The following is a 19,626-nucleotide window of genomic DNA, read 5'->3' as shown; positions in this document are numbered from 1 at the left end:
CCGGGGATGAACCAACAGCGCCCATCACAGGTCGGTGCGCAACTTCCAAAGCTCCGGAAACAACACCACATCCAGCATCTTGCGCAGATAGCCCACGCCTTCGGTGCCGCCGGTACCACGCTTGAAGCCGATCACGCGTTCCACCGTCGTCACATGCCGGAAGCGCCATTGCCGGAACGCGTCTTCCAGGTCGACGAACTTCTCAGCGAGTTCGTATAGCTCCCAGTGGTGTGTCGGGTCGCGGTAGACCTCCAGCCACGCGGCTTCCACCGAGGCGTTGTAGGTGACCGGGCGCGACCAGTCGCGCTCCACGCAATCGGCGTCAAACGCAAAACCGTGGCGCGCCATGTAGCGCACCGCTTCGTCGTACAGCGACGGCGTTTCCAGCGCGGCCTTCACCTGCGCGTAATGCTCCGGACGATGCGCGTGCGGCTTGAGCATCGCCGCGTTCTTGTTGCCCAGGATGAACTCGATCTCGCGGTACTGATACGACTGAAAGCCCGACGATTGCCCAAGGTGCGGGCGCATGGCCGAGTACTCGGGCGGTGTCATCGTGGCTAGCACGTTCCACGCCTGTACAAGCTGATCCATGATGCGCGACACGCGCGCCAGCATTTTGAACGCGGGCGGCAGGTTGTCGTTGCGCACGCAGTCACGCGCGGCGCGCAGCTCGTGCAGCATCAGCTTCATCCACAACTCCGTGGTCTGGTGCTGCACGATGAAGAGCATCTCGTTGTGGTCCGGCGAGCGCGGATGCTGCGCGTTCAGAATCTGGTCGAGCGCGAGATAGTCGCCATAGCTCATCGATTTCGAGAAATCGAGCTGCGCGTTGTGCCAGTTCTCGCCATCGTTGCCGGGTGCAGCGTGCATGGGGCAGCCCGATGCTGCAGGTTTGATCGGGTCAATGGGGTTCGACATCTCAGGTCACCAGCGTACGTTCGTTGAATTGGGCCGATTGCCATGTGCCGCTTTCCAGCACGTCGCGCAGCGCCTCCACGGCGTCCCACACATCGGCAAAGCTCGTGTATAGCGGCGTGAAGCCGAAGCGCATGATGCGCGGCTCACGGTAGTCCCCGATTACGCCGCGCGCGATCAGTGCCTGCACCACGGCATAGCCGTTCGGGTGTTCGTAGCTGACGTGGCTGCCGCGCACTGCGTGCTCACGCGGCGTGATGAGCGTGAGCGGAAAGTCTGCGCAGCGCGTTTCCACCAGCGTGATGAAGAGGTCGGTCAGCGCGAGGGATTTGGTGCGCAGCTCCGCCATCGATGTCTGTGCAAACAGGTCGAGCCCGCATTCGACCATCGCCATGGAGGTGATCGGCTGTGTGCCGCACAGGAAGCGGCCGATGCCGGCATCGGTGTCGTAGCGTGGCTCCATGGCGAACGGACGCGCATGGCCCCACCAGCCCGACAGCGGCTGCCAGAAACGCTCGCGCAGCGCAGGCGCCACCCACACGAAGGCGGGCGAGCCTGGGCCGCCATTCAGATACTTGTACGTGCAGCCGATGGCGTAATCCGCGCCGCCGGCGTGCAAGTCAACGGGCACGGCGCCCGCCGAGTGCGCCAGATCCCAGACCGTCAGCGCACCGTGCTTGTGCGCGAGTGCCGAGACGGCCGCCATGTCATACATGTGCCCGCTCTTGTAGTTCACGTGTGTGAGCATGGTCACGACAACGTCGTCGCCCAGCGCGCCTTCCAGCTCGTCTGGCGAATCGATCAGGCGCAGCCTGTAGCCGTCGCGCAGCAAGTCGGCCAGCCCTTCGGCGATGTACAGGTCGGTCGGAAAATTGTGCGTTTCCGAGACGATGATTTTGCGATTCGGCGCGTCTTCACGCTGCACGCGAATCGCGGCCGCCAGCACCTTGAAGAGGTTGATCGACGTCGTATCGGTGACGACCACTTCGTCTTCGCGTGCGCCAATCAGTGGGGCGAGCTTGTTGCCCAGGCGGCGCGGCAGCTCAAACCAGCCGGCCTGGTTCCAACTGCGGATCAGGCCGTCGCCCCATTCGTTGGCGACGACTTCCTGCGCGCGGGCGAGCGCAGCTTTCGGGCGTGCGCCGAGCGAGTTGCCATCCAGGTAGATCACGCCGTCGGGCAGCGCAAAGGCATCGCGCAGCGGGGCGATCGGGTCGGCTGCGTCGCGTTCGAGGCAGGCGTTGCGGGTGATGGTCATGTGAATGCGGGGGCGAAAAAAGCGGTTGGTGTTTTGTCGTTGTGTGGATCAGGGCAGGCTGCGCAGCACGGCGCGCACCGGGCTCGCATCAAGCGTGGCGAACTTGAGCGGCAGGGCGATCAGTTCGTAGTCGCCGGCGGGCACGTCGTCGAGCACCAGCCCTTCGAGGATGGCGAGACCGTGTTTGCCGACGGCGTGATGCGCGTCCATGGTCTTGGAGGTCTGCGGGTCGAGCGAGGCGGTATCGACGCCGATCAGGCGCACGCCCTGCGCGGCCAGCAGTTCGATGGTTTCGGGCGCGATCGCGGCGAAGTGGTCGTCCCACTTGGTCTGCGGCATTTGCGCGTAAGTGCGCAGCAGTACGCGCGGCGGTGTGTCGGTCAATGCCTCACGTACGTGTTCGGGTTCGACGCGCGCCACGCCCACGCAGTGGATGACGCGGCACGGGCCAAGGTAAGCATCGAGCGGTACCTCGCCAATCGCCGCACCGTCCGCACGGTAGTGCAGCGGCGCATCGGCATGCGCGCCCGTGTGCGGCGACAGCGTGATGCGCCCGACGTTGACTGGACAGTCACCTTCGAGCTTCCACGCAATTTCCTGCGAAAACGGCGTGTCGCCGGGCCAGATGGGCGTGGCGGCGGAAAGGGCGGGGCTGATGTCCCACAAAGTGCGTTCCAAGGCGGCTCCGAGGCAAAAACGCGTGTGAAAAAGTGTGAATCGGTGCCGGAATGATAGGGAAATCCACGCGCAATGGGTTTGCATATTCGTGCGCAAAATTTCAATGAAGTCGCATAAAATTCAACACATTAAAGAAATGGCGCAAAGAACGACGATAAATGCAACTCGACACCACCGATCTGCGCATTCTCAAGGTCTTGCAGGAAGACGGCCGCATCAGCAACCAGGACTTGGCCGAGCGCGTGGCGCTGTCGCCGTCGGCGTGCCTGCGGCGCGTGCGGATGCTGGAAGAGGGCGGCGCCATCACCGGGTACCGGGCGCAATTGGGCAGGGTGGCGCTGGGGCTGGAGCTGGAGGCCATCGTGCAGGTGTCGATGCGGCAAGACGTGACGGGCTGGCACGAGACCTTCATGGCCGCCGTGCAGAGCTGGCCCGAGATCGTGGCCGCTTACATCATCACGGGAGACTGCAATTACATCCTGCGCGTGCAGGCGCCCAACCTGCAGCACTACTCTGAGTTCATCATTGAGCGTCTGTACAAGACGCCGGGCGTGATGGACATCCGCTCAAACATCGTCCTGCGCACCATCAAGGACCGCGATGGCGGCCTGGCATTGCTCATGGAAGCACGCGGCGTCCGCCCGCTGGAAGGCAGCGCGACGGGCAAGCGAGGCAAAGCAAGCTAGCGCCGCACTTTCTGACGAGGATCAATCCCCTGCGGGTGGCATGCGCGGATAGTGGCCTTGTGTTGTCGACCGGAGCGGGCCATGGCCAAGAAATTTCCGCTGCATCCTGTGCACCCCGAGCGCATCTGCTGGGGCTGCGACAAGTATTGCTCTACCGATGCATTGGGCTGTGGCAACGGCTCGGGCCGCACCCAGCACCCTGCCGAGTTGCTTGGCGATGACTGGTATGAATTCGGGGACTGGGGTATCGAGGCGGAAGCGCCGCAGAAGGCGGCCACGTCCGCATGATGTGGCGGGCTACGTGCCGATGTGCGTGAGCGAAGAGAACGCGCCGCGATGGAACACCAGCGGTGCACCGTCGGGATCGATCACGCCGCAGCGTTCGACTTCGCCCACGAAGATAACGTGGTCGCCTTCGTCGTAGCGGCTGCGGTTATGGCACTCGAACCACGCCAATGATTGCGCGAGAATCGGCAAGCCAGTCGGGCTCAGGCGGTAGTCAATGTTGGCAAAACGATCGCCCTTGAGCGTGGCGAAGCGCTTGCACAGGTCCAACTGCTCAGCCGCGAGGATATTGATCACGTAGTGCGAGCCAGCATGGAACAGCGGGAATGAATTCGCCTGCATGCCCAGGCTCCACAGCACCAGCGGCGGGTCCAGCGACACCGAATTGAACGAGCTGGCCGTCACCCCGACGAACGCTGGTGTGCCCGGCGCGCCTTCCGAGCGCGTGGTGACCACCGTCACACCAGTGGCAAACTGGGACAGGGCATGCCTGAAATGCGCGGCATCGAAATCAGGCGGGGTGGCGCTACCATGCGCCGACGGCTTGCGCGCGGAAGGCTCCCTGTCGCGCGTGTGCCTGGGAATGGCTCCGTGATGGTCCATGCAAACTACCAAAAGTGATGCCCCAATTGTAACGGACGGTGGATTGTCCGGTTTGGGCGTAGGGCTTTGCGTGCTTCGGCAGACTCGTGTCAGGATTTGCGTGCTCTGCCGACCAATGGCAACCCGATCCACTTTGCAGGAGACCCGGAATGACTGAACAACGCGCCCTCGAGACCGCCATCCTGGGCGGAGGCTGTTTCTGGTGCCTGGAAGCCGTGTTCCAGCAGGTGCAGGGTGTGCGCAGCGTGGTGTCCGGCTATGCCGGCGGCCATGTCGATCACCCCAGCTACCGCGCCGTCTGTAATGGCAACACCGGTCACGTTGAAGTGGTGGCAGTGCAGTTCGACCCCGCGGTGATCCCGTATCGCGAGATTCTCGACATCTTCTTCGCCATTCATGATCCGACCACGCCGGATCGGCAGGGCAACGATGTCGGGCCGCAGTATCGCTCCGCCATTTTTGCGCAAACACCCGAGCAACTGGCGACGGCGCGCACAGCCATTGCTGAACTTGGCGCCAGCGACATCTTCGAAGCGCCCATCGTGACGGAACTGGTGGACGCCGCTGACGGCAAGGTGACCTTCTGGCGTGCAGAAGACGAGCACCAGAATTACTTCCGTGACCACCCGGCGCAGGGTTACTGCGCGTTCGTCATCTCGCCCAAGGTGGCGAAGTTCCGCAAGCAGTTCGCGCACCGCCTGCAGGGCTGAGCGGGAAGGGCTGGGGCTATGCCGCGTCCGCCGGCAGGCGCGCAGCAATGGCCTCAGCCAGCTTGATGCACGATAGCGGGGACGACCCTTCCGCCTTGTTGCTCACCAGAATCGTTACCTTGCGCCCGGCCGCCAGTGCAGCCACCGCCATGTCGGCCAGCGTCTCGCGCGAGAACGGATCTTCATCGACGAGCTTATTGAACGGCTTGTACGCTGCTTCGGCCTGCGCGTAGCGGTAGCGGCTGTTCAGGTTCCAGCGCACCACCAGCGGGCCGCCCGCACCTTCATCCAGCAGGGCAACCGCAGCGGCCTGCCGATCCGCCGCCGGCATCCGCTCATGCAGGCCCACGCAATAGCGCACGCCAACTGCACGCAGCATCTTGATGAAGCGTGGCGTGAGCAAGGTGGCGTCGCGCAACTCCACTGTGTAGCTGGCATCCGGATTGCGCTGCGGATCGAGCGGCGGCAGCGCGGTCAGAAACGCTTCGAGCCGCTCCACAAAACCGGCCGCATCTTCGGCCAGCGCGCCGAGCGGTGAAAGTTGGAACACCAGCGGCCCGCACCGCATGCCAAGCCCGCGTGTGGCCGGCTCGACAAAATCCCGCACCGCAAATTCCGCGTTCAGGAAGGCGGGATTGGCCATACGGCCGCGGCCGTCCGATTCGCGAATCCAGGCGTCGCACACGGCAGACGTTGCCTTGACAGCAAAGCGGAAATCTTCCGGCACGCTGGCCGCGTAGGCCACGTAGTCCGCCAGCGGAATCGGTGAATAGAAACCGCGATCGATGCTGACCGTGCGCAGCAGCGGGTGCCTGGCGTACGCGGCCAAGCCCTTGCGCGCGAGCATTGAGTCGGAATACTCACCCGCATAGACCAGCCCATCCCACCCCGGATACGACCATGACGACGTGCCAATGCGTAACCCATGCAGCCCACGCAGCAGGCGCTGCGCGAGCGCCGCCACCTCGGGTGTCACCGTGGCTGGCATCACGCCCTGGCGGGCGGAAGAGCGCTTGGGGCTGGATGCGGTTTTGGCTGAAGGGCGGACTAACCCTGTCGCCGCACTGTCGCTCGATGCTGGCGGCGCGCCAAACAGATCGTCGATGGGGGCAGGGTCGGATGAACTGGCGGCCAAACGGTTATGCGTAGATATAGCGGCGCGACCACGGGATCGAGGTCGCCGATTTGCCGGCTTTTTGCAGCACGGTCTGGAAAATCGAGATCTCGTCAGCGTCGAAGGCGTGCGCACAACCGGCCAGGTAGACGCGCCAGATGCGGTACTTCTTCTCGCCCACCATCGCGCGGATGGTGTCTCTGTTGGTCTCGAAGCGCTCGGCCCAGTGCTCAAGCGTGCGCGCATAGTGGCGGCGCAGGCTTTCAACGTCAAGCGCTTCCAGGCCGCCGTCCTGCGCAGCGGAAAGCGCCAGAGAGATATGCGGCAGTTCCCCTTGCGGGAAAACGTAGCGATCAATGAAATCGCCGCCACCCATGGACGCCTCGCCACCCTCAGGGTCGGTGGAGGTGATGCCGTGGTTCATGGCGATACCGCCATCGGCCAGCAGATCGTGCATGCGGCGGAAATAGCCCGGCAGGTTCTTGCGCCCAACGTGCTCGAACATGCCAACGCTGGTGATGCGGTCGAACTGGCCGGTAAGGTCTCGGTAATCCTGAATGCGGATTTCGATCTGATCTTGCAAGCCTGCGGCGCGTACGCGCTCGGTGGCGAGGTCGTACTGGTTTTGCGACAGCGTCACGCCCAGACAGCGCGCACCGTATTCCTGCGCCGCACGCAGCACCAGCGCGCCCCAGCCGCAGCCGATGTCGAGCAGCGTTTGCCCCGGTTGAAGGCGGATCTTGGTGAGGATGTGGTCGATCTTCTTGAGCTGCGCCTGATCGATCGTTTCGTCGCCGTTCTCGAAGTAAGCGCACGAGTAGATCATGTTCTGGTCCAGCCACAGCTTGTAGAAATCGTTGGAGACGTCGTAGTGGTACTGGATTGATTCCTTGTCGCCTTCCTTCGTATGGGCGAAGTGGCGCACCACGCGGGCCAGCGCATTGCCGCTGGTGGTGGCGGCCGAAGTGGCCAGGCCGTAGGCAACGTTGATGATGTCGGCCAGCTTGCCGTCCAGGTCGATCTTTTCCTGGACATACGCCTCGCCGAGATTGTTGAGCGTGGGCGCGAGCAGCAGGGGCAAGGCGCTGGCTTCGCGCACGGTAAGCGTGACACGCGGTTGCTCGAAACGGCCCAGTTCGTACTGGTCGCCGTTCCATAGGCGCAGGCGGATCGGGAGGTTGGAGGACTCACGGATGTCCTTGATCCACTGCTCGAGCTTGCGGTCAATCGCCTGATGGAAAAGCATGTCGACGCCTCCCTGATGTGCAGATGTTCGGGGTGGCCATCGGATTGCGGCCCGAACGCATCACATTAGCTTACGACAAACTTTCCCATTGTGCTGTGCGGGTCTTACGGGCGCGCGCTGGCCGCAATCCACGGCCAGCAAGCGCCGTGCCAGCATGACGCGATGCACAATAACTATGGCGTAATCCGTATTGCGCATCCGCCCCTCCGCCCTTCGGCCTATGGGGCGAGGCGAACGATCGTCCAGTTGCCGTCGGCCTGTTTGCGGTACTCCAACCGATCATGCAGGCGCGATGGGCGGCCTTGCCAGAACTCGAGCCGCTCGGGCAGCAGGCGATAGCCCCCCCAGTGCGGCGGCCGCGGCGGGGCGTCGCCAAAGCGCTGGCTGTATTCGGCTTCGCGGGCTTCCAGTGTGGCGCGGTCGGCCACCTCGCTGCTTTGCTCCGAGGCCCAGGCGCCCAGGCGCGAACCCAGCGGGCGCGAGTGGTAGTAGGCGTCGCTCTCGGCATCGCTTACCTTTTCGACGATGCCCTGAATGCGCACCTGGCGCTCCAGCCCGATCCAATGGAACAGCAGCGCAGCGCGGGGATTGGCGGCGAGTTCCTCGCCCTTGTGGCTGGCGTAGTTTGTGAAGAAGGTGAAGCCGCGTTCGTCCAGGTTCTTGAGCAGCACGATGCGGGCCGAGGGTTGGCCCAGCGGGTCTACAGTGGCAAGCGTCATGGCGTTGACTTCGGCCACCTCGGCTTTCAGGGCCTCGTCGAACCAGCGGCGGAACTGGCGCAGGGGGTTGGCATCGACATCGACGATGTCGAGCGAGGCGCGGGCGTAATCGGTGCGGATATCGGCAATGGAAGTCATATGCGTGGCGGATGCGTGGTAGGCGACATGCGGCGAACCGGCTGAGTATAGACAAACACCGCCTGCCGCCCTTTGCTTGCACGCAAGGGCTGGCACGGTTTGCGCTTGGGGCAGCGGTGCTGGCGATCTGTTCCGCGCCGCCTATATTGGCTAGTCAGGGCGTCAGGCTGGCGGCGCCTGCCATCTCTCCCCACAAAAATTTCAACAGGATGTCGAAATGGCCCCCCGTTCCCATTCTCCTGACTCCCCTGCCGGCCTGACGCGCCGCCAGTGGCTGCAGGGCACGCTGGCGTTGGCTGCGGCCGGGCTGGCGGGCTCGCAGGTGTTGCGCGCGGTGGCGCAGGCGCCCGGTGAATCGCTGGATGCGTTCATGGCGTTGTCACAGGCGCTGACGGCGCGGCCGGCGTTGGATCGTGCCGTTGGCACGCGGTTGCTGGCCGCGCTGGGCAAATCCGGTGCGGACTTTGCCGCGCAGTTGCGGCCCCTGGCGCAGGCACTGGCAGCGGGCTCACTCTCAGATGCACAGCAGAAGACCGCGCTGCAGATTCTGGAAGCGTGGTACCTGGGTGTGGTTGACGGCAACGTTGTCACGTACGAGCAGGCGCTGATGTACAGCGTGGTGTCCGACACGCTGGTCATCCGCACGTATTGCCCCAACCAGCCCGGCTTCTGGGCCGAGCCCCCTGTCGAGAGGCAAGCCTGATGGCCGATACTCAACAAGCCGATATCGTTGTGGTGGGCTCTGGCGTGGCGGGGGCGCTGGTGGCGTACGAGCTGGCGCGTGCGGGCAAGTCGGTGCTGATGCTCGAAGCCGGGCCGCGCCTGCCGCGCTGGGAGATCGTCGAGCGCTTCCGAAATCAGGCCGACAAGATGGATTTCATGGCGCCGTATCCGTCAACGCCGTGGGCACCGCATCCGGAATATGGCCCGCCCAACAACTACCTCGTGCTCAAGGGCGAGCATCAGTTCAACTCGCAGTACATCCGCGCAGTGGGTGGCACAACGTGGCACTGGGCAGCGTCCGCCTGGCGCTTCATACCGAACGATTTCAAGCTGCGCAGCGTGTACGGCATCGCGCGGGATTGGCCGCTCCAGTATCAGGATCTGGAGCGCTACTACGGCCTGGCAGAAGAGGCGCTTGGCGTGTGGGGGCCCAACGACGAGGAGCTTGGCTCCCCGCGCAGTCAGCCGTATCCGATGGCGCCACTGCCGCTGTCCTTCAGCGAACGCACGATCAAGGAAGCGCTCAACGCGCACGACGCGAGCTTTCGTGTGGTGACCGAACCGGTGGCGCGCAACAGCCGCCCATACGATGGCCGCCCGACCTGCTGCGGCAACAACAACTGCATGCCGATCTGCCCAATCGGTGCGATGTATAACGGCATCTTCCATGTGGAGAAAGCCGAGCAGGCCGGCGCGCGGCTGATCGAAAACGCCGTGGTCTTCAAGCTCGAAGTCGGGCCCAACAAGCGCATTGTGGCCGCGCGCTATAAGGACGCCAAAGGCGCCGAGCACCGCGTGGAAGGCAAGTGGTTTGTGCTGGCGGCCAACGGTATCGAAACGCCCAAGCTGATGCTGATGTCGACCAGCCAGGACTATCCCAAGGGCGTGGGCAACAGCTCCGACATGGTCGGCCGCAACCTGATGGACCACCCCGGCACCGGCGTGAGCTTCTATGCCGACCGCAAGTTGTGGCCGGGGCGTGGGCCGCAGGAAATGACCTCGCTGATCGGCTTTCGCGATGGGCCATTCCGGGCCACGCAGTCGGGCAAGAAGCTGCACCTGTCGAACATGTCGCGCATCGAGCAGGAGACGCAGCGCATCTTCAAGGAAGGCAAGCTCATCAAGCCCGCCGAACTGGATGCACGCATTCGTGATCAGGCCGCGCGCTATGTGCAGTTCGACAGCTTTCACGAGATTCTGCCGCTGCCCGAGAACCGCATCGTGCCGAGCGCGACGGAGGTTGATGCCATCGGCATCCCGCGTCCGGAGATCACGTATCACATCGACGACTACGTCAAACGCAGCGCGGTGCACACACGCCAGGTTTACGCCACGGCAGCCCAGGTGATGGGCGGCACCAATGTTGAATTCCACGACGACTTCGCGCCCAACAACCACATCACCGGCGCGACCATCATGGGGGCTGACCCGAAGGATTCCGTGGTCGACAAGGACTGCCGCACGTTTGATCATCCGAACCTGTTCATCAGCAGCAGCTCCACCATGCCGACAGTGGGCACCGTTAACGTGACGCTGACCATCGCGGCACTTGCCCTGCGCATTGCAGATCAACTGAAGAAGGAGGCGTGACATGCGAACGATCGCTTCGTTCTCTTTGCTGTTGCTCTCGGGCTTGGTGGCAAACGCATGGGCCAAGGACACGCCGGCCGATGCCGCGCAGATCAAGCGCGGCGAATATCTCGCCATTGCCGCCGATTGCGCGGCCTGCCACACGGCGCCGGGCGGCAAGCCATTCGCGGGCGGCTTGCCGATGCAGATCCCGATGCTGGGCACGATCTACAGCAGCAACATCACACCCGATGAAAAGACCGGCATCGGCAAATGGAGCTATGAGGATTTCGAACGCGCCGTGCGCAAGGGCGTGGATGACGACGGCGACAATCTGTATCCGGCCATGCCGTATCCGTCGTACGCGAAGATCAACGATGCGGACATGCGTGACCTCTATGCATACTTCCGCAACGGCATCACGGCCGTGCAAAACGATCCACCACCGAGCACGATCCGCTGGCCGCTGAGCATGCGCTGGCCGCTCAAGCTGTGGAACCTCCTGTTCCTCAAGAGCGAGCCGTACGTCCCTCAGGGCGACAAATCGCCGAGGTGGAATCGCGGCGCGTATCTCACGCAGGGCCTCGCGCACTGCGGCACATGCCACACGCCGCGCGGCTTCGCCATGCAAGAGAAGGCGATGGATGAGCGCGGCAGTGGCTACCTGTCGGGTTCCACGCTGGCGGGCTGGACGGCGTTCAACATCACCTCGGACCCAACCAGCGGCATCGGCGCCTGGAAGCCCGAACAACTCGTGCAGTACCTGCGCACCGGCAGCCTGCCCGGCGTGGCGCAAGCCGCGGGGCCGATGGGCGAGGCCGTGCAACACAGCTTCTCGCGCATGACGATACGGGACGTTCAATCCATCGCTGAATACCTGCGCACCGTGCCGGCCGTGAGCAACAACCTTGAGCGCGCGCGGCAGGACTGGGGCAAGCCCGCCACCGATGTGACCGCGCTGCGCGGCAAGCCCATCGAAACCACCATCGACGCCGCGCGCCTGTACCTCGGCAACTGCGCCACGTGCCACCAGGCTGACGGACGCGGCACGCCCGATGGCTACTATCCGCCGCTGTTGCACAACTCCGCAGTTGGCACGCGGGATACGACCAACCTTGTGCAGGTGATTCTGTTCGGTATCGAGCGCAAGGCGGGCGACAAGCACATCGGCATGCCGGCGTTTGGGCGTCAGCTGTCCGACGAACAGCTCGCAGCACTCACCAACTACGTCACGCGGCAGTTTGGTGATCCGGCCACCCCGCCGATGACTGCGGACGCCATCGCAAAGCGGCGTTCAGCAAAGTAGCGACGATGGTGCCGGCGGCAGATCAGCCGCCGGTCGTCAGCGGGTCGCGCGCTGCAGGCGCTGCGGGGCGGGCAGGCGCTGCGGCCTTGCCCGAGTCGGACTGCGTCGATTTCAAATCGCCTTCCGGCGTACGCCCCGGCGTTTTGCTGTGATACGTCTTGCCCGGCGGCGGCGCGGTCGGGCGTTGGCGTACATCGGCGAGCAGCTTGCCGCAGGCGCTTTCCGGCGCAGGCTTGAGTTCCAGCACCGGCAACACTGCTGCCACCGGCGCCGTCAGTGCCAGCGCTACCGCACCGCCTGCACGCAGCGCCACCACCGCCGGGTTGACCGACACGTCCGGATGCTTGTAGGTGCCCTTTACGTACAGTGGTGTGCGCAGTGAGAACACACGCAGCCCCTTCGAGTCCGGATGGATGGTGAAGTCCAGCGCTTCCTGCTTGAAGCTGGTCGCGCCGGTCACGTCGATGACGGCATCCTGTGTATCCACCACGAACGTGCGTGCCTGCGCCAGACCATTGCTCACGGCAAAGTCGCCGGCCGCGCAGTTGATGGTGACCTGCTTGTCGCCGAAGAGCTTGGTGAGGATCACGTTGCCCACGTTCAGCCCCATGGCTTCGAGAATGAATTTGCTGATGGTGCCTTGCTCCACCAGGATCTTCAGCTCTCCGTTGGACGCGCCGAGCAGCGCCGCCACCGAGTTGCCGGTGGCCGACAGGCGTGCGTCCCCGTTGATCTCGCCCACGCTGGCGCGCACGGATTCGATCTTCGGGAACAGTTGCTTGATCTTGAAGTGCCGCGCAGCCAGTGCGGCGCGCGCCTGCATGGGCGAAGCATGGCCGTCGAGCTGGATGTTGGACGCCAGCGTGCCGCCCGCAATGCCGAAGTTGAGCGGATCGAGTGTGAGCACCGCATCCTGCAGCTTGACGTGCGTGACGAGGTGATTGATCGGCAAGTCGGCGGTGTGGACGATGCGCTCGCCCGTGAACTTCACGTCGGCATCGATGGCGTTCCAGCGGTCCGTGCGGAAAGGCTCGACCGGCAGCACCTTGTCGGCGGGTTGGCGCACGGTCTTGTTGTCGCCCGGCTCTGCGCTTGGGTCAGCGCGTTTTGCCTTGCTGGCGTTGGAGTCGGCACCGATGATTGGCGCCAGATCAGCAAACAGCAATTGATGCGAGACCAGTTCACCCGTCAATTGCGGACGCGGCTCGCGCATCGCAAAGGCGAGCGTGCCGCCCAAATCCGAACCGCCTACGCGGCCCGTAAATTTTTCATAGCGCCACGTCGATCCTTGTTTGCGCAGTTCACCGATCAGCCGACCACGCGTGTCAAACGGCGGTGTATCGGGCAGCACCACGCCCGTCAGCGGATACAACTGCGCCATGCTTGCGCCCGACAGGTGCAGGCGCAAATCCAGCGCCGTCAGGCTGGCCGGGTTGGTGAGCGTACCTGCCAGATCAATGCGCGTCTTGCCGACCGTGACGTCGGCCTGCAGCGGGTAGGGCCGTTGTGCATCCTGCAGGCGCAGCACGCCGCCGGCCTTGCCGCTGCCCCTGATGGCAGCGTTGTTGTAGGTGCCCTTGACCGTCCAGGCGATGCCGTAAGGCTGCTGCGGATCGGGCGCCACCGGCGTCTGTGCCGCGGTGCCTGATGCCGTCGCGCCTGATGCCGCCGCACCAGATGCGGTCGGCACCTTGGCAGGCTGGTCCGTGCTTTTGATGGCCGTGCCGTTGGCGGCCGTGTACAGCGCCTGGTTGTCGACCGTGTCGATGGTGGCGGCCAGGTGGATGCGCTTGATGTCATCGTCCAGCGCCAGCGAGCCCTTGCTGAACGCAATTTCGCGCAGGTCCAGTTTCCAGTCCGATGGCTTCTTGTTGTCGCCCTCGCTGCCCGCCAGGTTGAACGTCCAGTTGTTGCGGTTCTGCTTGTCGCGCTCCAGCGCAATGGCAGGCGTGTCCAATGTCACGCTCGGGATGACGATGCGATGCGCCAGCAGCGGCAGCGCCTCCAGCACAAACGTAAGCTGATGGATGGTTGCTACGTTCGGTTGCTTGGCCCAATCCGGATTGCCCACGGTGATGTCGTTGGCAATCAATCGCGGCCATGGCACATACGCACGCCAGCCAGATTCGCCTTCGGGCTTCTTCCACGTGAGCATCAGGTCGCCATTGATGGCGAAGGGGCGGCCGATGGCTTGCGAGACGCGGTCGTTCAGATAGGGCTTGGCGCGGTTCCAGTCGAACGTCAGCACAAAGATGACCGCCGCTGCCACGATGACGACGGGTGTGATGACCAGTCCGAGGGCGAGTTTGCCGGATGTACGCATCGTCTTTTTGTTGGTATTGGCACAAAAATGCGACCGCGCGCGTTGATATATAGTTCGGCGCAATCCCGATTCAATTGTGTCATGAGCCACGTAGCAATCAGCGCGCCCGCGCATCCGCCCATCCTCGATGATGAATACGCACGCCGGTTTGGCGGCGTTGCCCGGCTATATGGCCCGCAGGCGCTTGAGCGCTTTGCGGCGGCGCACGTGTGCGTGATCGGCATCGGCGGCGTGGGCTCGTGGGCAGCCGAAGCGGTGGCGCGCTGTGGTGTCGGCAAGTTCACGCTGATCGACCTCGATCACATCGCCGTATCCAACACCAACCGCCAGATTCACGCGCTGGGCGACGCTTATGGCATGGCCAAGGTGGACGCCATGGCCGAGCGTATCCTGCAGATCAATCCGCGTGCCGAGATCAGCCGCATTGATGATTTCGTGACCATCGAAAACGTCGAGGCATTGCTCGGTCACGCGTTCGACTACGTGATCGACGCCATTGACGCGGTGAAGGTAAAAACGGCCATCGTCGCGTTCTGCAAGCGCACCGGCAAACGCATGGTGACGTGCGGCGCCGCAGGCGGGCAACTCGACCCGACGCGCATTCGCGTAACAGACCTCTCCCGCACGATTCAAGACCCGCTGCTGGCCAAGGTGCGTGGCAATCTGCGGCGCCAGCACGGCTTCTCGAAAAACCCGAAGTCGCGTTTCGGCATTGATGCCGTGTTCTCGGACGAGCCTTTGCGCTATCCCGAACCGGAGCAGCAGGCGTGTGCGGTCGAGTTACCAGTCGAGTCGAGCCACGCCGGTATCGACGACCTTGCGGCGACTGGCGACATCGCTGTGGTCAACGCACCGCCCGCGCCGCAGCCCACGCAGGGGCCGCAGGGCCTTGCATGCGCGGGCTTTGGTTCGTCCGTGTGCGTGACGGCGGTGTTCGGGATGGTGGCAGCGTCAACGGCGCTGCGGGCGATCGCTGGCGTCTGACGCTGAGCGACGCGTCAACGCGGGATGACCTGATCCAGCTTCTCGCGGATGGCGTCGGCATACACCCCTGACCATCCATCGCGGGGCTGGCTATCGGCAAAGACCACAAAGCCCGGCATGACCGACACGCCGTATCGATCGGCGGTGCCCTGGCTCTCGTCGAAATCCATGGTGACGAACGTGGCACGTCCGGCGTAGTTCGATTCCATCTGTTCCAGGCTGGCCACGGCGGATTGGCTCGGGTGACTCCACTGCGCTGCAAAGCACACGACCACCGGCTTGCGTTGCGAGGCGTCGATCACATCGGATTGAAACGAGGCATCGTTGACGGTCTTCATGGGCGCTCCCGGGCTGGAGTGGACGCCCGCACAACGAGGGCCAGCGGGCAGGGCCACTCTGACTCTAGGCAGCAGAGCGCCGGTCGACAAGCCGTGTTCAGTCGACGTGCTCGATGTTGCTCATCGGGTTGCCCATCTGCGCCAGATACGTCGTCATCATGCGGTCCATCACGTCGACATGCTGCGCAAACCAGGCGGGCAGTTCCGCCACCAGCCGGCGGCCCAGTTCCATCTCGCCGGCGGCGGCGCGCTTGCGCACCTCGCGGCACAGCGCCAGTACGTTGTCGTGCTCGCCGCGGTGGCAGTGGCGTGGGGGAAAGTCCGCCGCGTCCATCCACCCGTTTTCTTCGGCGAAATGGTGCTCGGTGTGCTCGATGAAGGCGTCGAGCGTGGCGATGAACTCCGCGTCCGAGGCATCGGCAACGGCGTTGAGCAGCGCGCAGAACTCGGCGTGGTTGGCGTCGGTGGCGGCGTCTCCGAGTTGGAGCGTTTCAGACCATTCGATCACGGGCATGGCGGCGCAGAGTAGGGTGGACGAAGCCGTCAGCTTACGCGACGGCCTTTGTGCCAGGGTTTGACGCTGGGCAAACCGGCTATTCGGCGTCTGCCTCGGGCTGCTGTTGCAGCACCTCCATTGCCCGCGCGTACAGCGCCACCGACGACGCATAGCCGCGCCCGATCTGGTACAGCGTGCCGCCCTGTTCGGCCAGCAGGCTGGGAAAACCGTTGATGCCCCAGCGGCGCGACAGGCGGAAGTCTTCGCGGGTTTCGTCGCGCAGCGCGTCCGTATCGAACACGCCATCGAAGTGTTCCGCCTCAACGCCGCTGGCGATGGCCACTTCGCGCAGCACGCCGGTCTGTGTGGTGTCGCGGCCTTCGGCATAGAAGGCGTGCTGGATGGCGTGGAAGAGGGTGAGCACGCGCTCGTCATCTTCGGCCCAGTGCTCGCGTGCCATGACGACGGCGCGGCAGGCAGGTTCGGTGTCGTAGACGAAGCCGTCCCGGCGCATGGCTACCGTGGGCGATTGGTCGAATGGCATGCCGCTGCGCTCGGCCACGGCATGCCAGTGGTGAAGGATTTCGTCGCGCTTGTCTGCGGCCATGGGCTCACGCTGGCCGGGGCGCAACCCACCGGTGATGAGCGTGACGGGCACCGGTGCACCAAGCATGTCGGCCAGGCGCTTGCGCAAGTCGGCAAGCTGCGGGCCGAAGCCGTAGCACCAGGAACACATCGGATCGGCTACGTAGATCAGTCGCATGATGGCTCCTTCAATTCAGTTTGGATGCCAGTTGGCGGCGCCAGTGCGACACCGCCTGCGGTGCGTCGTGCATCATGTCAAACACCGAGACCATCGTCTTGCGGGCAATGTCATCGCGGAATGCACGGTCGCGTTCAACGATGGCGAGCAATTGTTCCAATGCCGCTTCATATGCCTGCCCGGCAATGTACTGCTGCGCCAGGTCGAGCCGCGCTTGCAGATTGCCCGGTTCCGCTTCCACGAGCGTGCGCAGGGCGCCGGCATCTGGCAGCGTGTCGGCCCGTTCGGTTGCCTTCAGGCGCGTCTCCAGTGGGGCATAGCGCGCGTGTTGCGACGCCTTGGGCGAGAGCAGTGCGAACGCGTCCTGCGCGGCATGCGTGTCGCCCCCGTCCAGCAGCAGGTTCACCAGTTCAAAACGCGCGGCATCGAAACCAGGGTCGAAGGCCAGCGCGTTCTGGAACGCCTCGCGCGCGTGAGCCGGTTCACCCGCCTGGCTTGCGGCCAGTCCTTCGCGGTAGGCAACTTCCGCGGGTTGCGGAATCACGCGGTCAAGGAACGCGCGCAGTTGCGCTTCGGGCAAAACGCCGACGAACTGGTCAACCGGTTTGCCATCCACAAACGCCACCACATACGGGATGCTGCGCACGTGGAACTGGGCGGAAAGCTCGGGGTTTTCATCCGAATTGATCTTGGCGAGCTTCCATTTGCCGGCGTACTCGGCTTCGAGCTTTTCCAGCATCGGGCCCAATGTGCGGCATGGGCCGCACCACGGCGCCCAAAAATCGACCAGCACCGGGATCTGGCGAGAGGTTTCGATCACTTCTTGCGCGAAATTCTGCGAGGTGATGTCACTCATCGTCGGGATTCTCCTGAGGGGCAATGGCGCCGGCACATGCCCGGCGAAGGGTATTGTGCATTTTACTTGGGGTGGGCTGGGCCGTTTTCAGGGGGGGTTGTCCACCCGCTGAGCGGCGCAATAACGTATGTCAGGGCAACGGTTGAAAATAGAACGATCGTTCGGATACCATCCGGTAAAAACAACATACAAATTCACGGAGACATGGCATGACACGACCGCACTTCCAGTTCTGGCCCCGACGTTTGCCGTACAACATCAGCTCGCCGCAAACGAGCCTTTGGTACAACCTGGAAGTGTCTGCGCGACGCTATCCGGACAAAGACGCGATCATCTTTTACGGTCGCCACACCACCTTCCGTGAGTTGCACGACGATGCGCTGGCCGTGGCCGGCTGGCTGCAGCAGGTGGCGGGCGTGCAGAAGGGCGATCGCGTGCTGCTGTACATGCAGAACTGCCCGCAGTTCATGGCTGCGTACTACGGCATCTTGCGCGCTGATGCGGTGGTCGTGCCGGTCAACCCGATGAACCGGCCCGAAGAATTCAAGCACTACATCACCGATTCGGGCGCAGCCACGGTCATCTGCAGCGCAGACCTGGCCGTCAACGTGACGACCTCCAACGCAGAACTGGCGCCAGCCCAGCGCACGAAGCATCTGCTGGTGACCTCCTACGCTGACGCACTGCCTGCCACGTACGAATACCCTGAAGACGCACCGCCCGCATGGATCGCCGCACAACATCCGGCACAACCGGGCGCCGTTGACTGGAACGGCGTGCTGGCACAGCGCCTCGTGCCGGGCCCGCACACCGCCGGGCCGGATGATCTGGCCGTGATGCCGTACACGTCTGGCACCACGGGTTTCCCGAAGGGTTGCATGCACCCGCACCGTACCGTCATGCACAACGTGGTGGGCGGCTCGATGTGGTCGAGTTCGACCAAAGAGGGCGTGAGCCTGTCGATCATTCCGCTGTTCCACGTGACCGGCATGCAGTACGGCATGAACGCGCCGATCTACATGGGCTCCACCGTCGTGATGCTGCCGCGCTGGGACCGCGAGGTGGCGGGGCGGCTGATCTCGCGCTACAAGATCACGCACTGGACGAACATCCCGACCATGGTGATCGACTTTCTGGCGAGCCCGCAGTTGGCGGAGTTTGACCTGTCGAGCCTGGCCTACATCGGCGGTGGCGGCGCGGCGATGCCGCAGGCCGTGGCCGAGCGCTTGCTGAAGGATTTCAACCTGGCCTACCAGGAAGGCTATGGCCTGTCGGAAACCATCGCGCCCACGCACAGCAATCCGGCTGACCGGGCCAAGCAGCAGTGCTTGGGTATTCCCGTGTTCAACACCGACGCGCGCATCGTCGATCCGCAGACCCTTCAGGAACTGCCGATTGGCGAGGTGGGCGAGATCATCGTCAGCGGCCCGCAGGTTTTTCTGGGCTACTGGGGCAAGCCGCAGGCCAGCGCGGAAGTCTTCATCGAGTTCGAGGGCAAGACGTTCTTTCGCACGGGCGATCTGGGCCGGATGGACGAAGACGGTTACTTCTTCCTCACCGACCGCCTGAAACGCATGATCAACGCGTCGGGCTTCAAGGTGTGGCCTGCCGAGGTGGAGAGCCTGCTGTACAAGCACCCCGATGTGCAGGAGGCCTGCATCATCGGCACGCGTGACGCATATCGCGGCGAGTCGGTCAAGGCGGTGGTGGTGCTCAAGGCCCACGCCAAGGGCAAGGCCACCGAAGACGACATCATCAACTGGGCGCGCGACAACATGGCCGCCTACAAGTACCCGCGCGTGGTGGAGTTCGTGGATGCGCTGCCCAAGTCCGGCACGGGCAAGGTGATGTGGCGCACGCTGCAGGAACAGGAAAACGCCAGAAACGTGGCGGCCGAGAAACCGGCGGTTGCCTAA

General features: G+C 63.9%; 20 protein-coding genes. 8 read left to right on the top strand and 12 right to left on the bottom strand.

Going from position 1 to position 19,626, the window contains the following annotated elements:
- Positions 1-24: 24 nt before the first annotated feature.
- The 3 genes from kynA to kynB are packed head-to-tail and all read right to left on the bottom strand — an operon-like array spanning position 25 to position 2,851.
- Positions 25-918, bottom strand: coding sequence for a tryptophan 2,3-dioxygenase (gene kynA, locus PSUB009319_RS07290; RefSeq protein WP_124381568.1), 894 nt, complete (start codon positions 916-918; stop codon positions 25-27).
- Between the two features lies 1 nt (position 919).
- Positions 920-2,173 (bottom strand): kynureninase, encoded by a 1,254-nt coding sequence (gene kynU / locus PSUB009319_RS07285; protein ID WP_124381567.1) that lies wholly within the window; start codon positions 2,171-2,173, stop codon positions 920-922.
- Positions 2,174-2,221: 48 nt separating this feature from the next.
- Positions 2,222-2,851, bottom strand: coding sequence for an arylformamidase (gene kynB / locus PSUB009319_RS07280; RefSeq protein WP_124381566.1), 630 nt, complete (start codon positions 2,849-2,851; stop codon positions 2,222-2,224).
- A 158-nt stretch (positions 2,852-3,009) separates the two neighbouring features.
- On the opposite strand from kynB, the gene PSUB009319_RS07275 reads away from it, so the two are divergent.
- Both PSUB009319_RS07275 and PSUB009319_RS07270 read left to right on the top strand, forming a co-directional pair.
- Positions 3,010-3,537: an Lrp/AsnC family transcriptional regulator gene (locus tag PSUB009319_RS07275; protein ID WP_124381565.1), complete on the top strand. Its 528-nt coding sequence runs from the start codon at positions 3,010-3,012 to the stop codon at positions 3,535-3,537.
- Positions 3,538-3,618: 81 nt separating this feature from the next.
- Positions 3,619-3,825 (top strand): DUF3079 domain-containing protein, encoded by a 207-nt coding sequence (locus PSUB009319_RS07270; protein WP_124381564.1) that lies wholly within the window; start codon positions 3,619-3,621, stop codon positions 3,823-3,825.
- A 9-nt stretch (positions 3,826-3,834) separates the two neighbouring features.
- Here PSUB009319_RS07270 and PSUB009319_RS07265 read toward each other — a convergent pair whose 3' ends face one another.
- The gene (locus PSUB009319_RS07265; protein ID WP_124381563.1) at positions 3,835-4,425 is read right to left on the bottom strand and encodes a flavin reductase family protein; all 591 of its coding nucleotides are present in this window, start codon (positions 4,423-4,425) and stop codon (positions 3,835-3,837) included.
- A gap of 149 nt (positions 4,426-4,574) precedes the next feature.
- On the opposite strand from PSUB009319_RS07265, the gene msrA reads away from it, so the two are divergent.
- Complete coding sequence (msrA, locus tag PSUB009319_RS07260) at positions 4,575-5,135, top strand: peptide-methionine (S)-S-oxide reductase MsrA (protein ID WP_124381562.1); 561 nt, start codon at positions 4,575-4,577, stop codon at positions 5,133-5,135.
- 16 nt (positions 5,136-5,151) lie between these two features.
- On the opposite strand, the gene PSUB009319_RS07255 is transcribed toward msrA, so the two are convergent.
- The 3 genes from PSUB009319_RS07255 to pdxH form a co-directional block, all read right to left on the bottom strand.
- A complete protein-coding gene (locus PSUB009319_RS07255; protein ID WP_124381561.1) occupies positions 5,152-6,270 on the bottom strand; it encodes a DUF72 domain-containing protein in 1,119 nt (372 codons plus the stop codon).
- 4 nt (positions 6,271-6,274) lie between these two features.
- Complete coding sequence (locus tag PSUB009319_RS07250; RefSeq protein ID WP_124381560.1) at positions 6,275-7,495, bottom strand: cyclopropane-fatty-acyl-phospholipid synthase family protein; 1,221 nt, start codon at positions 7,493-7,495, stop codon at positions 6,275-6,277.
- A 218-nt stretch (positions 7,496-7,713) separates the two neighbouring features.
- Complete coding sequence (gene pdxH / locus PSUB009319_RS07245; RefSeq protein WP_124381559.1) at positions 7,714-8,352, bottom strand: pyridoxamine 5'-phosphate oxidase; 639 nt, start codon at positions 8,350-8,352, stop codon at positions 7,714-7,716.
- A gap of 217 nt (positions 8,353-8,569) precedes the next feature.
- Here pdxH and PSUB009319_RS07240 point away from each other — a divergent pair, with 217 nt between their 5' ends.
- The 3 genes from PSUB009319_RS07240 to PSUB009319_RS07230 are packed head-to-tail and all read left to right on the top strand — an operon-like array spanning position 8,570 to position 11,950.
- The gene (locus tag PSUB009319_RS07240; RefSeq protein ID WP_124381558.1) at positions 8,570-9,055 is read left to right on the top strand and encodes a sugar dehydrogenase complex small subunit; all 486 of its coding nucleotides are present in this window, start codon (positions 8,570-8,572) and stop codon (positions 9,053-9,055) included.
- A complete protein-coding gene (locus tag PSUB009319_RS07235) occupies positions 9,055-10,665 on the top strand; it encodes a GMC family oxidoreductase (RefSeq protein WP_124381557.1) in 1,611 nt (536 codons plus the stop codon). The genes PSUB009319_RS07240 and PSUB009319_RS07235 overlap by 1 nt, the downstream gene beginning before the upstream one ends.
- A gap of 1 nt (position 10,666) precedes the next feature.
- Positions 10,667-11,950: a cytochrome c gene (locus PSUB009319_RS07230; protein ID WP_124381556.1), complete on the top strand. Its 1,284-nt coding sequence runs from the start codon at positions 10,667-10,669 to the stop codon at positions 11,948-11,950.
- Between the two features lie 22 nt (positions 11,951-11,972).
- On the opposite strand, the gene PSUB009319_RS07225 is transcribed toward PSUB009319_RS07230, so the two are convergent.
- Positions 11,973-14,273, bottom strand: a complete 2,301-nt coding sequence (locus PSUB009319_RS07225) for an AsmA family protein (RefSeq protein WP_124381555.1) — start codon at positions 14,271-14,273, stop codon at positions 11,973-11,975.
- Positions 14,274-14,354: 81 nt separating this feature from the next.
- Here PSUB009319_RS07225 and tcdA point away from each other — a divergent pair, with 81 nt between their 5' ends.
- Complete coding sequence (gene tcdA, locus PSUB009319_RS07220; protein WP_124381554.1) at positions 14,355-15,257, top strand: tRNA cyclic N6-threonylcarbamoyladenosine(37) synthase TcdA; 903 nt, start codon at positions 14,355-14,357, stop codon at positions 15,255-15,257.
- Positions 15,258-15,271: 14 nt separating this feature from the next.
- On the opposite strand, the gene PSUB009319_RS07215 is transcribed toward tcdA, so the two are convergent.
- The 4 genes from PSUB009319_RS07215 to trxA form a co-directional block, all read right to left on the bottom strand.
- Positions 15,272-15,595, bottom strand: coding sequence for a co-chaperone YbbN (locus PSUB009319_RS07215; RefSeq protein ID WP_124381553.1), 324 nt, complete (start codon positions 15,593-15,595; stop codon positions 15,272-15,274).
- 97 nt (positions 15,596-15,692) lie between these two features.
- The gene (locus PSUB009319_RS07210; protein ID WP_124381552.1) at positions 15,693-16,109 is read right to left on the bottom strand and encodes a bacteriohemerythrin; all 417 of its coding nucleotides are present in this window, start codon (positions 16,107-16,109) and stop codon (positions 15,693-15,695) included.
- 79 nt (positions 16,110-16,188) lie between these two features.
- Positions 16,189-16,854, bottom strand: coding sequence for a DsbA family protein (locus PSUB009319_RS07205; protein ID WP_124381551.1), 666 nt, complete (start codon positions 16,852-16,854; stop codon positions 16,189-16,191).
- 10 nt (positions 16,855-16,864) lie between these two features.
- Entirely contained in the window at positions 16,865-17,710 is an 846-nt protein-coding gene (gene trxA, locus PSUB009319_RS07200; RefSeq protein ID WP_124381550.1) for a thioredoxin, read from the bottom strand.
- A gap of 209 nt (positions 17,711-17,919) precedes the next feature.
- Here trxA and PSUB009319_RS07195 point away from each other — a divergent pair, with 209 nt between their 5' ends.
- Positions 17,920-19,626, top strand: a complete 1,707-nt coding sequence (locus PSUB009319_RS07195; RefSeq protein ID WP_124381549.1) for a long-chain fatty acid--CoA ligase — start codon at positions 17,920-17,922, stop codon at positions 19,624-19,626.

This window comes from Ralstonia sp. SET104 (assembly GCF_003851545.1).
Classification (GTDB): Bacteria; Pseudomonadota; Gammaproteobacteria; order Burkholderiales; family Burkholderiaceae; genus Ralstonia.
The sequence above is the reverse complement of the archived record's forward strand: the minus strand, read 5'-3'. Positions and strand labels throughout refer to the sequence as shown.

Excerpts from the sequence above, each read along its gene's own strand:
- PSUB009319_RS07205 (WP_124381551.1), bottom strand. The coding sequence starts at position 16,854 with ATGCGACTGATCTACGTAGCCGATCCGATGTGTTCCTGGTGCTACGGC.
- PSUB009319_RS07240 (WP_124381558.1), top strand. The coding sequence starts at position 8,570 with ATGGCCCCCCGTTCCCATTCTCCTGACTCCCCTGCCGGCCTGACGCGC.
- PSUB009319_RS07250 (WP_124381560.1), bottom strand. The coding sequence starts at position 7,495 with ATGCTTTTCCATCAGGCGATTGACCGCAAGCTCGAGCAGTGGATCAAG.
- PSUB009319_RS07270 (WP_124381564.1), top strand. The coding sequence starts at position 3,619 with ATGGCCAAGAAATTTCCGCTGCATCCTGTGCACCCCGAGCGCATCTGC.
- tcdA (WP_124381554.1), top strand. The coding sequence starts at position 14,355 with ATGAGCCACGTAGCAATCAGCGCGCCCGCGCATCCGCCCATCCTCGAT.
- PSUB009319_RS07265 (WP_124381563.1), bottom strand. The coding sequence starts at position 4,425 with ATGGACCATCACGGAGCCATTCCCAGGCACACGCGCGACAGGGAGCCT.
- PSUB009319_RS07210 (WP_124381552.1), bottom strand. The coding sequence starts at position 16,109 with ATGCCCGTGATCGAATGGTCTGAAACGCTCCAACTCGGAGACGCCGCC.
- PSUB009319_RS07235 (WP_124381557.1), top strand. The coding sequence starts at position 9,055 with ATGGCCGATACTCAACAAGCCGATATCGTTGTGGTGGGCTCTGGCGTG.
- msrA (WP_124381562.1), top strand. The coding sequence starts at position 4,575 with ATGACTGAACAACGCGCCCTCGAGACCGCCATCCTGGGCGGAGGCTGT.
- PSUB009319_RS07275 (WP_124381565.1), top strand. The coding sequence starts at position 3,010 with ATGCAACTCGACACCACCGATCTGCGCATTCTCAAGGTCTTGCAGGAA.
- trxA (WP_124381550.1), bottom strand. The coding sequence starts at position 17,710 with ATGAGTGACATCACCTCGCAGAATTTCGCGCAAGAAGTGATCGAAACC.
- PSUB009319_RS07230 (WP_124381556.1), top strand. The coding sequence starts at position 10,667 with ATGCGAACGATCGCTTCGTTCTCTTTGCTGTTGCTCTCGGGCTTGGTG.
- pdxH (WP_124381559.1), bottom strand. The coding sequence starts at position 8,352 with ATGACTTCCATTGCCGATATCCGCACCGATTACGCCCGCGCCTCGCTC.
- kynU (WP_124381567.1), bottom strand. The coding sequence starts at position 2,173 with ATGACCATCACCCGCAACGCCTGCCTCGAACGCGACGCAGCCGACCCG.
- PSUB009319_RS07195 (WP_124381549.1), top strand. The coding sequence starts at position 17,920 with ATGACACGACCGCACTTCCAGTTCTGGCCCCGACGTTTGCCGTACAAC.
- PSUB009319_RS07225 (WP_124381555.1), bottom strand. The coding sequence starts at position 14,273 with ATGCGTACATCCGGCAAACTCGCCCTCGGACTGGTCATCACACCCGTC.
- PSUB009319_RS07215 (WP_124381553.1), bottom strand. The coding sequence starts at position 15,595 with ATGAAGACCGTCAACGATGCCTCGTTTCAATCCGATGTGATCGACGCC.
- kynA (WP_124381568.1), bottom strand. The coding sequence starts at position 918 with ATGTCGAACCCCATTGACCCGATCAAACCTGCAGCATCGGGCTGCCCC.